The 11,812-nt window shown below is 66.4% G+C and carries 9 protein-coding genes; 7 read left to right on the forward strand and 2 right to left on the reverse strand.

What is annotated here, in order from left to right; genetic code table 11:
• Positions 1–25 precede the first annotated feature (25 nt).
• The 6 genes from AC1ROX_RS28465 (at position 26) to AC1ROX_RS28490 (ending at position 6,404) form a co-directional block, all read left to right on the forward strand.
• Positions 26–994: a helix-turn-helix domain-containing protein gene (locus AC1ROX_RS28465; RefSeq protein WP_493131711.1), complete on the forward strand. Its 969-nt coding sequence runs from the start codon at positions 26–28 to the stop codon at positions 992–994.
• Positions 995–1,060: 66 nt separating this feature from the next.
• Complete coding sequence (ispG, locus tag AC1ROX_RS28470) at positions 1,061–2,212, forward strand: flavodoxin-dependent (E)-4-hydroxy-3-methylbut-2-enyl-diphosphate synthase (RefSeq protein WP_493131713.1); 1,152 nt, start codon at positions 1,061–1,063, stop codon at positions 2,210–2,212.
• A 55-nt stretch (positions 2,213–2,267) separates the two neighbouring features.
• The gene (gene hisS / locus AC1ROX_RS28475) at positions 2,268–3,500 is read left to right on the forward strand and encodes a histidine--tRNA ligase (protein WP_493131727.1); all 1,233 of its coding nucleotides are present in this window, start codon (positions 2,268–2,270) and stop codon (positions 3,498–3,500) included.
• A gap of 1 nt (position 3,501) precedes the next feature.
• The gene (gene prfA, locus AC1ROX_RS28480; protein WP_493131715.1) at positions 3,502–4,566 is read left to right on the forward strand and encodes a peptide chain release factor 1; all 1,065 of its coding nucleotides are present in this window, start codon (positions 3,502–3,504) and stop codon (positions 4,564–4,566) included.
• A 3-nt stretch (positions 4,567–4,569) separates the two neighbouring features.
• Positions 4,570–5,439 carry a peptide chain release factor N(5)-glutamine methyltransferase gene (gene prmC / locus AC1ROX_RS28485; protein ID WP_493131717.1) on the forward strand — a complete coding sequence of 290 codons (870 nt, stop codon included), beginning with the start codon at positions 4,570–4,572 and terminating at the stop codon, positions 5,437–5,439.
• 176 nt (positions 5,440–5,615) lie between these two features.
• Complete coding sequence (locus AC1ROX_RS28490) at positions 5,616–6,404, forward strand: DUF4167 domain-containing protein (protein ID WP_493131719.1); 789 nt, start codon at positions 5,616–5,618, stop codon at positions 6,402–6,404.
• A gap of 67 nt (positions 6,405–6,471) precedes the next feature.
• Here the strand turns inward: AC1ROX_RS28490 and AC1ROX_RS28495 are convergent, their stop codons facing one another.
• A complete protein-coding gene (locus AC1ROX_RS28495) occupies positions 6,472–7,032 on the reverse strand; it encodes a DUF4337 domain-containing protein (RefSeq protein WP_493131721.1) in 561 nt (186 codons plus the stop codon).
• A gap of 181 nt (positions 7,033–7,213) precedes the next feature.
• Between AC1ROX_RS28495 and clpB the strand changes: the two genes are divergently transcribed.
• Positions 7,214–9,820 (forward strand): ATP-dependent chaperone ClpB, encoded by a 2,607-nt coding sequence (gene clpB, locus AC1ROX_RS28500; protein WP_493131723.1) that lies wholly within the window; start codon positions 7,214–7,216, stop codon positions 9,818–9,820.
• A 3-nt stretch (positions 9,821–9,823) separates the two neighbouring features.
• On the opposite strand, the gene AC1ROX_RS28505 is transcribed toward clpB, so the two are convergent.
• Entirely contained in the window at positions 9,824–11,248 is a 1,425-nt protein-coding gene (locus AC1ROX_RS28505) for a peptidoglycan DD-metalloendopeptidase family protein (RefSeq protein WP_493131725.1), read from the reverse strand.
• Positions 11,249–11,812: the final 564 nt, after the last annotated feature.

Genomic DNA, 11,812 nt, shown 5'->3' on the forward strand with positions numbered 1-11,812 from the left:
ACGAGGGGACAAGCAGGGAATTTCAATGCCGGATCAGGTTGACTGGCGGGCGATTGAACGTGAGGCCGGACCCGGCCAGGCGGTCGGTCGACTCCTACGCGATCAACGCGAGGCACGCGGTCTGGACCTGACTCAAGTCGAGAAGAGCATTCGAATCCGGCGCGCTCATCTCGAAGCGATCGAAGAGGGTCGCTACGACAAGCTTCCCGGCGCCGCCTACATTCCCGCATTCCTTCGCGCCTATTCGGCGCATGTCGGTCTCGATCCCGAGAAGGTCATGACCGCGTACCATCTGTCGGGCGCGGTTCCCATCAAGCGACCGGTCGCACTGCCGGCCGATTTCCCGGTCACCGAGAAGCGCGCGCCGATCGGCCTCGCCGTCCTCACCGTCCTTCTCGTCGTCGGCGCCGGCTATGGCGTGTGGCACTACATCCCGCGCGATCAGGCCGTCGTGGCGCAGAAGGTTCCGCCCGTGCCGGACCGTCTCCTCTCCGAGCGCCCCAGCGCGCCCGCTCCTGCGGCTCCCGCGCCCAACCCGTTCGTCGCCCAGATGCCGGCCGCGCCGGCTCAGGAAACACGCACCATCAACGGCTCGCTGCCCGCCCAAGTGTGGCCGGCGCAGCGTGTCGATAGCGGCACTCCGGCTGCACCCCTGGCGCCGCCGCCGGTCGTCGTCGCCGTTCCCGCGCCGCCGCCGCCGGTCGTGATGAATGTTCCCGCCATCGGGCAGGCCCAGGCGGCCCAGCCGCCGGCGCCGATCGAATGGCCGCGTCTCGAGCCGCCGAAGCCGGTCGAGGAAGCCAATGCGCGCCAGCCCGAGGTCGTGCCGGCGCTGATGCCGGTGCGGGTCAACACCCCGATCAGCGTGAGGACCAACAGCTGGGTCGAGCTGCGGGCGCCGAACGGCGACGTGCTGACGCAGACCTATGTGCGCGCCGGCGAAAGCTACGTCGTTCCGGCCGGGATCGCCTACCGCATCACCGAGGCCCGCTAGCGCCGTAGCCCCGTTGTAACGGCAAGCCGGCTGGCGGAGACGGGGTCTCGCCGCTACATTGTCCCCATGAGCATCAGACCGTACCGCGACATCCAGCGCCGCAAGTCGCGGCGCGTGATGGTCGGGTCCGTGCCGGTGGGCGGCGATTCGCCGATCACCGTCCAGACCATGACCAACACGCTGACCGCGGACGCCGACGCGACCATCGCCCAGATCCGCCGCTGCGAAGAGGCGGGTGTGGATATCATCCGCGTCTCCTGCCCCGACGAGGACTCGACGGCGGCGCTATCCAAGATCGTGCGCGCCTCCAAAGTCCCGATCGTGGCCGACATCCACTTCCACTATAAGCGCGCCATAGAAGCGGCGGACGCGGGCGCCGCCTGCCTGCGCATCAATCCCGGCAACATCGGCAGCGCCGAGCGTGTGCGCGAGGTGGTGAAGGCGGCCCGGGACCATGGCCTGTCCATGCGCATCGGCGTCAATGCCGGGTCGCTGGAGAAGGACCTGCTCGAGAAGTACGGCGAGCCCTGCCCCGAGGCGATGGTGGAGAGCGCGCTCGACCATGCTCGCATCCTGCAGGACCACGATTTCCACGAGTTCAAGATCAGCGTGAAGGCGTCCGACGTCTTCCTGGCGGTCGCGGCCTACCAGCAGCTCGCCGACGCCTGCGATTACCCGCTGCATGTCGGCGTCACCGAAGCGGGCGGCACGCGCACCGGCACGGTGAAGTCGTCGATCGGCATGGGCTCGCTGCTATGGGCGGGCATCGGCGACACGATCCGCGTCTCGCTCTCGGCCGAGCCCGAGGAAGAGGTCCGTGTCGGCTTCGAGATGCTGAAGGCGCTGAACCTGCGCCATCGCGGAGTCAACATCATCTCCTGCCCGTCCTGCGCCCGTCAGCAGTACGACGTCATCCGCACGGTCGAGGCGCTGGAGAAGCGTGTCGCCCACATCACCACGCCGATGACGGTGTCGGTGATCGGCTGCGTCGTGAATGGCCCGGGCGAGGCGCGCGAGACCGACATCGGCTTCACCGGCGGCGGCTCGAACACCCATCAGGTCTATATCGCCGGCGTCCCGCATCATCGGCTGAAGGACGCCAACGTCGTCGATCACCTGGTCGGGTTGATCGAGAAGAAGGCGGCCGAGATCGAGGCCGCAAAGGCCGAAGAGGGCAAGGCGAAAGAAGCCGAGCGACATCGCGCCGCCGCGGAGTAGCGGTCCCAGGCTTTCCTTACCCGACGATTTTTCAAGGCGATTTCCCGTGAGCAAGATGCAACCCGTGCGTGGCACGCACGATCTCCTCCCCGACGATTACCGGCGCTTCGCGCATGTCGTCGACACGGCGCGCGACGTGGCGCGCCTCTACGGCTATCGCGAGATGGCGACGCCGATCTTCGAGTTCACCGAGCTGTTCGCGCGCGGCATCGGCGAGACGACCGACGTCGTGTCGAAGGAGATGTACACCTTCGCCGATCGCGGCAACGAATCGCTGACCCTGCGGCCGGAATACACCGCCGGCATCTGCCGCGCCTTCGTGTCGAACGGCGAGTTGGCGCAGCAGCTTCCGCTCAAGGTCTTCGCGGCGGGCCCGATGTTCCGCTACGAGCGGCCGCAGAAGGGCCGGCAGCGGCAGTTCCACCAGATCGACCTCGAGGTGCTGGGCGCTCCCGAGCCCGGTGCCGACATCGAGGTGATCTCGGTCGCAGCCGACATCCTCGATCGCCTCACGATCCTCGATCGCTGCGTGCTCAAGATCAATTCGCTCGGCGATCCGGAAAGCCGTGCCGGCTATCGCAAGGTGCTGACGGATTATTATTCCGGTCACGTGGACAAGCTTTCGGAGGATTCGCGCAACCGCCTGGCGCGCAACCCGCTGCGCATCCTCGACAGCAAGGACGAGGGCGACAAGGCGATCAACGCCAATGCGCCGAGCTTCTCAGATCACCTGAACGACGCCAGCCGCGACTTCTTCAAGTCGGTGCAGGACGGCCTCACGGCCGCCGGCATTGCCTTCGAGGTCGACCCGGCGCTGGTGCGCGGCCTCGACTACTATACGCACACCGCCTTCGAGTTCGTGACGACTCATCTCGGCGCCCAGGGCACCGTGCTGGGCGGCGGCCGCTATGACGGGCTGATCGCCGAGCTGGGCGGGCCTCCCACTGCCGGCATCGGCTGGGCGGGCGGCATCGAGCGGCTGATGATGCTGGCGGATGAGCCCAAGCCTCTGCCGCGGCCCGTCGTCATCGCGCCGCTGGGCGCGGCGGCCGAGGCCCGGGCGCTCGGCATCGCGCGCAGCTTGCGCAAGCAGGGCATCGCCGTCGAACAGGACTATCGCGGCAACATGAAACGGCGCATGCAGCGGGCCAACAAGCTCAACGCCCGGGCCGCGCTCATCATCGGCGACGACGAACTGGCCAAGGGTGTGGCCCAACTCAAGGACCTCGACAGCGGCGCCCAGCGCGAAGTGCCGTTCGACGGTCTCGCTGAAGCCTTGAAGGTCTGACATGTCGTTGTTGTTGAAGCTCAACCAGGTCGTGACGCGCCATGCCGAGCTGCAGGCGGCGCTCTCCGCCGGCACGCTCGATTCGCAGAAGTTCGTCGCGGCCTCGAAGGAATATGCCGAGCTCGGCCCTCTCGTCGAGGCGGTGAACGAATGGCACAAAGCCGAACGCGAATTGAAGGATGCCGAGGCGATGGCCTCGGATCCCGACATGAAGGCGATCGCCGAGGAAGAGGCCGCCGAACTGCGCAAGCGCCTGCCGGAGCTCGAGCGCACGGTGAAGCGCATGCTGCTGCCCAAGGACGCGGCCGACGAGAAGAACGCCATCCTCGAAATCCGCGCCGGCACCGGCGGCGACGAGGCCGCGCTCTTCGCGGCCGACCTGTTCCGCATGTACCAGCGCTACGCGGCGGAAAAGGGTTGGAAGTTCGAGGTCATGGAACTTTCGGACACCGGCATCGGCGGCTATCGCGAGGCGATCGCCACGGTGACGGGCCGCAGCGTGTTCGCGCGCCTCAAGTTCGAATCGGGCGTGCATCGCGTGCAGCGCGTGCCGGCGACCGAGACCCAGGGCCGCATTCATACCTCGGCGGCGACGGTGGCGGTGCTGCCGGAAGCCGAGGAGGTCGACATCAAGATCGACGAGAAGGACCTGCGCATTGACGTGTTCCGTGCCTCCGGCCCGGGCGGCCAGTCAGTCAACACGACCGACTCGGCGGTGCGCATCACCCATATCCCGACCGGCGTCGTGGTCAGCCAGCAGGACGAGAAGAGCCAGCACAAGAACCGCGCCAAGGCGATGAAGATCCTGCGCGCCCGCCTCTACGACGCCGAGCGGCAGCGTCTCGACGATCTGCGCGCCGCCGACCGCAAGGGGCAGGTCGGCAGCGGCGACCGCAGCGAACGCATCCGCACCTACAACTTCCCGCAGAGCCGGGTGACCGATCACCGGATCAATCTCACGCTCTACAACCTCGCCGAGGTCATGGATGGGCGCGGGCTGGACGCGATCGTCGATGCCTTGACCGCCGACGACGAGGCCTCGCGCCTGGCGGAGCTCGCGGCCTAGCAGGTGGCGACGAACGTCTCCTACGACGCCCTGTTGCGCGATACGGCCGTCGCCCTGACCGCGGCCGGAATCGACAATGTCCGCTTCGAAGCGCGCCTGCTGCTGAGCCGGGCGACCGGCCTCTCGATCGAGCAGTTGATTTCGCGCGGACCCGATCCTGCGCCCGCTGCTGCGGCCGCGACCTTGCGCGAACTCACGGCGCGGCGCGTGCGGCGCGAACCGATGGCCTACATCCTGGGCGAGCGCGAATTCTGGGGCCTGCCCTTCAAAGTCTCGCCGGCGGTCCTCATCCCGCGTCCCGACAGCGAGACGGTGATCGAGACGGTGCTCGACCTGTTTCCCGACCGCAGTCGGGAACTGCGGATCCTCGATCTCGGGTTGGGATCGGGTTGCCTGCTGCTCACCCTGCTGTGGGAATATCCGCAAGCCACCGGTGTCGGCATCGACGCCTCGGAGGCGGCACTCGCGGTTGCACAGGCCAATGCCGATACGCTGGGCGTGGCGCCCCGTGCGCGTCTCGCAATCGGCGACTGGGGCCGCGCCGGCTGGAGCGAGCGGCTGGAAGGCCCGTTCGACCTGCTCGTGTCCAATCCGCCCTATATCGAGAGCGCAGTTGTGGACGGGCTGATGCCCGAAGTGGCCGCACACGAGCCGCGTCTGGCGCTCGACGGCGGCGCCGACGGGCTTGCGGCGTATCGCATCATCGCTGCGAAAGCACCCCGGCTGGTCGCTACCGGCGGTTGGGCCGTCGTCGAAGGGGGAGAAGGCCAAGCCCCTGATATCGCCGCGCTTTTTGCGGCCGCAGGCCTGACGCCCGCGTCGCCTCGGCGGGATTTGGGCGGGATCGAGCGCGTCGTGCCGGCCCAGCATTAATGGTTGGCAATTAGAGGGAATGAGACTAGGTTTCGATCACCCCTTGAGGGGAAACTGGTCCGACCGGTCTGTGGCGGCGGACACCAAACCCTCTGAATTCAGCCGTGACGGCGCCCGAGAAGGGCAGGGGGGAACTAACAACAACATCCGTCCGGCGTGTAACTGGCCCTAGGTTAATGAGACCAAACAATCGTCAGCGGTCGCGCGGCGGTCGCAATGGTGGCGGCGGCAGCGGTGGTGGTGGCAACAATCACCATCACAAGCCTCAGCATCACAATTCCAACCGCACGCCCAATCGAAACCAGATTTTCGATAGCAGCGGCCCCGACGTCCGGGTCCGAGGCAATGCCCATCAGGTCTTCGACAAATATCAGTCGCTGGCCCGTGAAGCGGCATCCTCCGGCGATCGCATTCTCGCCGAAGCCTATTTCCAGTACGCCGACCATTATTTCCGCGTGATCCAGTCCATGGGCGGCTTCGTCCAGCGAAGCCCGGGTTGGGAAGGCGAGGACGGCCAGCAGCAGGGCCAGCCCGGCCAGCAGGGGCAGCAGCCCGGCCAGCCACAGCAGGGCCAGGGCGGTCCGCAGTCTTACGACGGCGGCGACAACCAGTCCGGCGAACGCGGCGAGCAAGGTTCCTCCGAGCGCGGATCCGAGCAGCGCCAGTCCGATAATCGCCAGGCCGATAATCGGCAGTCCGATCATCGCCAGGCCGAGGGGCGGCAATCCGAGGGTCGTCAATCCGAGGGGCGTCAATCCGAAGGTCGCCAAGGTAATCGGCGCCAGAACGACTATCGTCAGGGCGATCGTGAACGCGATCAGGATCAGGGCGAGGCCGAGCCCGGCCTCAACGGCGTGGCATTCCTCCAGAACGGACGCAATGCGCCGAGCAGCAGCGACCCGGCCATCGAGGAGCAGCCCGAGGTGCCGGAATTCGTCCCGGCGAGCGGCGGCCGGCGCGGCTGACGGCCCGCCTCCGTCCACCCGACAAAAACGCCCGCCGGCAGTCGCCCGCGGGCGTTTTCTTTGGTGCCTACAGGTGGACGAGAGTCGGGGCGACGAAGGCCAGCATGGTGAAGCCCAGGCCCAGGGCGCCAAGGCCGATCGAGAGGAAGGTCAGCCCGATCACCGAGGTGAGGGCGGCCGCGCCGGCCAGCACGATGGCAAGCTGGAAGCAGGCCGAGGCATATTCGAACATGTGATAGGCGGCCAGCGAGCGGTCGCGATGCTCTTCCTTGATCTTGGCGCGGGCGGCCAGTTCCTTGCGGCCCTCGCCGGTCTCCGGCTCGCTGTCGTAGCGCTGCGCGGTCTGGCGCCAGCGGTCGGCCTGCGCCTTGAGCGCCGGCGGCATGGGCGCCGGCCCGTCCTTGTAGGTGGCCTCGACCTCTTCGGCGGCGGTGCGCAGGGTCGTCTGCCGGATGGTCTTGGACTGGAAGAAGGACCACAGGTTGGAGGCATCGATGTGGCTCGACAGCGAGTTCGTCTGTGAACTCTTGCCCCCCATTTCCGAGATCGCGAGCAAGGCGGCCAGGATGGCGACCAGCAGCGCGATCTTCTTGTTCGATCCGTCGACGTGACCGTGGCCACCTGACATTTTTGTGCTCCCTGATTTTGTTGGCGGCGTTCTTAGCCCACGTCGAAGACAAGCAAAAGTCGCACCCGGGCTGAGGTCTTGCAGGCCGCCAAACCGACCCCATATCGCCTGCAGGATGCTTCTTCGGAGGGTCCGCTCTTCCGCCCGCCGCTCGACGGGGGCGTAAAAGAAAGGGTTAGTAATGAATCAGGAAAAGTATACCGAACGTATGCGGGGTTTCCTGCAGAGTGCCCAGATGCTGGCGCTCCGCGAGGGCCATCAGCGACTCATCCCAGACCATGTCTTGAAAGTCCTGCTCGACGATCCGGAGGGCCTTGCGGCCAACCTGATCGGCTCGGCGGGCGGCGATTCGCGCGCGGTCTACCGCGCCGTGGAAGCCAACCTCGCCAAGCAGCCCAAGGTCGAAGGCCAGGGCGCCGGCCAGATCTACATGGCGCCGGAAACCGCGCGTCTGTTCGACCAGGCCGAGGCGATTGCCGAGAAGGCGGGCGATTCGTTCGTCACGGTCGAGCGCATGCTGATCGCGCTGGTGCTCGCCAAGGGCACCGAGGCGTCCGATGCGCTGGCCAAGGGCGGCGTGAAGCCCCAGGCGCTGGAGAAGGCCGTGCAGGAGCTGCGCAAGGGCCGCACCGCCGATTCGGCGTCGGCCGAGGACAGCTACGACGCGCTGAAGAAGTACGCACGCGACCTCACCCAGGCCGCACGTGACGGCAAGCTCGACCCGGTGATCGGCCGCGACGAGGAGATCCGTCGCACCATCCAGGTGCTGAGCCGCCGCACCAAGAACAACCCCGTGCTGATCGGCGAGCCCGGCGTCGGCAAGACCGCCATCGCCGAAGGCCTCGCGCTGCGCATCGTCAACGACGACGTGCCGGAATCGCTCAAGAACAAGAAGCTGATGTCGCTCGACCTCGGCTCGATGGTCGCGGGCGCCAAGTTCCGCGGCGAGTTCGAAGAGCGCCTCAAGGGCGTGCTGTCGGAAATCTCGTCGGCCGAGGGCGAGATCATCGTCTTCATCGACGAGCTGCACACGCTGATCGGCGCCGGCAAGGCCGACGGCGCGATGGATGCCTCCAACATGCTGAAGCCCGCACTGGCGCGCGGCGAGCTGCATTGCGTGGGCGCCACGACGCTCGACGAGTACCGCAAGCACATCGAGAAGGATGCCGCCCTGGCGCGGCGCTTCCAGCCGGTGTTCGTGGCCGAGCCAACGGTCGAGGACACGATCTCGATCCTGCGCGGCCTCAAGGAAAAGTACGAGCTGCATCACGGCGTCCGCATCGCGGACTCCTCGATCGTGGCCGCCGCGACCCTGTCCAATCGCTACATCGCCGACCGGTTCCTGCCGGACAAGGCGATCGACTTGATGGACGAGGCCGCGAGCCGCATCCGCATGCAGGTCGACAGCAAGCCCGAGGCGCTGGACGAGCTCGACCGGCGCATCATGCAGCTCAAGATCGAGAAGGAAGCGCTCAAGAAGGAAAGCGACTCCGCGTCGCGTGACCGGCTGGAGCGTCTCGAGAAGGAGCTGTCGGAGCTCGAGCAGAAGTCGGCCGCGCTGACGGCGCAGTGGACCTCGGCCAAGGACAAGCTTGCCGATTCGCAGAAGGTGAAGGAGCAGCTCGACAAGGCTCGCTCCGAGCTCGAAGTCGCGCAGCGGCGCGGCGAACTCGCGAAAGCGGGCGAGCTGGCCTACGGCGTGATCCCCGACCTCGAGAAGAAGCTCAAGGAAGCCGAGACCCACGAGGTCGCGGGCGGCAAGGGCGTCAAGGAAGAGGTCATGCCCGAGGACATCGCGGCCGTCGTGTCGCGCTGGACCGGCGTGCCCGTCGACAAGATGCTGGAAGGCGAGCGCTCGAAGCTTCTCCGCATGGAGGAGGAGATCCACAAGCGCGTGATCGGCCAGGACGAGGCCGTCGTCGCGGTGGCGAATGCGGTGCGCCGTGCGCGTGCGGGCCTGCAGGATCCGAACCGTCCCATCGGTTCGTTCCTGTTCCTCGGCCCCACGGGCGTCGGCAAGACCGAGCTCACCAAGGCGATCGCGGCGTTCCTGTTCGACGACGACACGGCGATGGTGCGCATCGACATGAGCGAGTTCATGGAGAAGCACTCCGTGAGCCGCCTGATCGGCGCGCCTCCGGGCTATGTCGGCTACGACGAGGGTGGCGTGCTCACCGAGGCGGTGCGGCGCCGGCCTTACCAGGTGATCCTGTTCGACGAGGTCGAGAAGGCGCATCCGGACGTGTTCAACGTGCTGCTGCAGGTGCTGGACGATGGTCGCCTGACCGACGGCCAGGGCCGCACGGTCGACTTCAAGAACACGCTGATCATCCTGACGTCCAACCTGGGCAGCTCGCATCTGGCGGCCCTGAAGGACGGCGAGCCCACCGAGTCGGTGCGCGAGCAGGTCATGGAGGAGGTGCGCCGGGCGTTCCGTCCGGAGTTCCTGAACCGTCTCGACGAGATCCTGCTGTTCAACCGGCTGAGCCGGGCGCACATGACGGACATCGTCGAAGTGCAGCTGCAGAAGCTCACGAAGCTGTTGGCCGATCGCAAGATCGGGCTGAAGATCGACGGCAAGGCGCTGCAGTGGCTGGCCAACCGCGGCTACGACCCGGTCTACGGCGCGCGGCCGTTGAAGCGGGTGATCCAGCGCAGCTTGCAGAATCCGCTGGCCACGCAGCTGCTCGAAGGCAAGGTCCATGACGGCGACACGATCGAAGTCGGCGTCGAGAACGGAGAGCTGACGGTCGGCGGCGAACGCGTCCTGAGCGACGCCGCCGACTAAACCTTAATCGCCTTTGGCGATCTGAGACGGCGCAGGTTCCTTCGGAGCCTGCGCCGATTTCTTTGGTGCAGGCTTCGAATCGGCCGGCTTTTCGGCCTCGCCGGCAACCGGCGCATTCCTGAATTGGGCGAGATACTGCTTCGCCAGGCCCTGGAAGCGCGCGGCATCCTTGGCCCCGACGGTGCCGCGCATGGCGAACTTCTGGGTGAGCGGATTGACGTGCTTGCCGCCCTTCAGGAACTCGTAATGCAGGTGCGGACCGGTCGACATGCCGGTCGATCCGACGAAGCCGATCACCTGTCCCTGGCGCACCGATACGCCCGGCTTGATGCCAGGGCCGATGCGCGACAGGTGGGCGTAGGCGGTTGCGACATCCTGGGTGTGCTGCAATCTAACGTAGAGGCCGTAGCCGCCGTTCGGTCCGGCGGTAGCCACCTTGCCATTGCCGGCAGCAAGGATCGGCGTGCCCGACGGGGCCGCGAAATCCACACCCGCGTGCAACGCGCTGAAGCCCAGGATCGGATGCTCGCGCATGCCGAAGCGCGAGGTGATGCGCGACGCATCCATCGGCGTGCGCAGGAAGGAGCGCACGACGCTCTCGCCTTGCGGGTTGAAGAAGCCTTCCGCTCCACCCTGCGGCCGATAGCGGATGACGACGGCGGTGCGCTTCATCAGGCGCAGCTCGCCGGCCAGCAGGCGACCCGGATGCGTGACCTTGCCGTCGCTCGTCACCAGCTGCTCGAGCAGCACGGTGAACTTCTGTCCCTGTTTCAGTTCGCGCTGGAAATCGACGTCGTAGGAAAGCGCGCGCACGAACTCGATCATGGCGGCGGAAGGCGCGCCGGCCTTGATGCCGCTCTGCTGCAGCGAGCCGTCGCGCTCGCCTTCGACTCTCACGATACGCGGACTGACCTTGTAGATTTTCTCTTCGGCATCATAGGTCCCGTCCTCGTTGCGGCTGACGATGTACTCCCGTTCGGGTTGAGGCCGCACCGACAATGCCAGCACGCGTGGTGCGTCGGGCTGTTCGGGAATCGTCTGCATGGTGAGCTCGATCGTCTCGCCGACCGCGAGCCGCCGCTTCTTCAGCAGCGACCGGAGCTTCTCGGCGATCTGCTTGCGTTCGGCTTCCGCCACGTCGATGTCGGCCAGCATCTTCTCGATCGTGTCGCCCTTCTCGAGGCGCAGCGTGAGTTCGTAGATGTCGCTGGCCGGCGGTTCGGCGTCGGCCGTGGCTTCCGGCGGCTTCATCTGGAAGCCGCGAAGGTCGAGTGGTGGGGCCGCTTTGCCGAAATCCGCCGCCGTTACCGGCGGGGCAGGCTGCGAATCCGCCAGGATCACGGGCGCCGGTGCAGTCTGTGCCGTTGTTGCGGGCGCCGCCGCGGGGGGCGTCGGTGTTGCGGGAACCGCCGCTGTCTTCGGCGGCAAGGAAGCGATTTCCGGGTTCGAACGATGGCTGAGGATAAGTCCGCCCATCGCCAGGCCGATGACGCCGATGGCGAAGAGAACAGGCCTGAACAGCCCAAAAGTCGTGTTTTTGGGGCGTTTCGGCCTGTCCGACGGAGAGGGGAAGTCCGTCATGACCGCTGACCTATTGTGAGCCTGGTGTGTCCAGGCCTCGGGTTAGGGGTGGTGCCGGACCGGAAAATCTATCCTCGCCGGCGACGCGCTACATATTGATGCCGGAAAGGCTTCTGACGCACAACAATACAATAGGTTCGACAGGCTTTTTGCCGAATCCGAGTCAGCGTTACGAATTCGTAAATTTCTCGTTGACGGTCAAAAGGCACCCCCATATAAGCGCGGCTCCCGACGACGAGCGGGGCCGCCGAAACCACCTCAGACGCTGAGGCGCCAGGGTCGCAAGATCCAGCGGTGGCAATGTTCGTCGAAGGTCTCGACCCGAGGGTCGTGTGCTCTATGCATCGTATGTTTGGAAAGGGATACGCCGGCGGCGGCGATCATGACGTGCTTCGGCATGGATTGATTTCG

Source organism: Reyranella sp. GW821-FHT14A01 (assembly GCF_058803965.1).

Bases quoted from the DNA above. Each gene is read 5' to 3' on its own strand.
- AC1ROX_RS28465 (WP_493131711.1), top strand. From the start codon at position 26: ATGCCGGATCAGGTTGACTGGCGGGCGATTGAACGTGAGGCCGGACCC.
- ispG (WP_493131713.1), top strand. From the start codon at position 1,061: ATGAGCATCAGACCGTACCGCGACATCCAGCGCCGCAAGTCGCGGCGC.
- hisS (WP_493131727.1), top strand. From the start codon at position 2,268: ATGCAACCCGTGCGTGGCACGCACGATCTCCTCCCCGACGATTACCGG.
- prfA (WP_493131715.1), top strand. From the start codon at position 3,502: ATGTCGTTGTTGTTGAAGCTCAACCAGGTCGTGACGCGCCATGCCGAG.
- AC1ROX_RS28490 (WP_493131719.1), top strand. From the start codon at position 5,616: ATGAGACCAAACAATCGTCAGCGGTCGCGCGGCGGTCGCAATGGTGGC.
- AC1ROX_RS28495 (WP_493131721.1), bottom strand. From the start codon at position 7,032: ATGTCAGGTGGCCACGGTCACGTCGACGGATCGAACAAGAAGATCGCG.
- clpB (WP_493131723.1), top strand. From the start codon at position 7,214: ATGAATCAGGAAAAGTATACCGAACGTATGCGGGGTTTCCTGCAGAGT.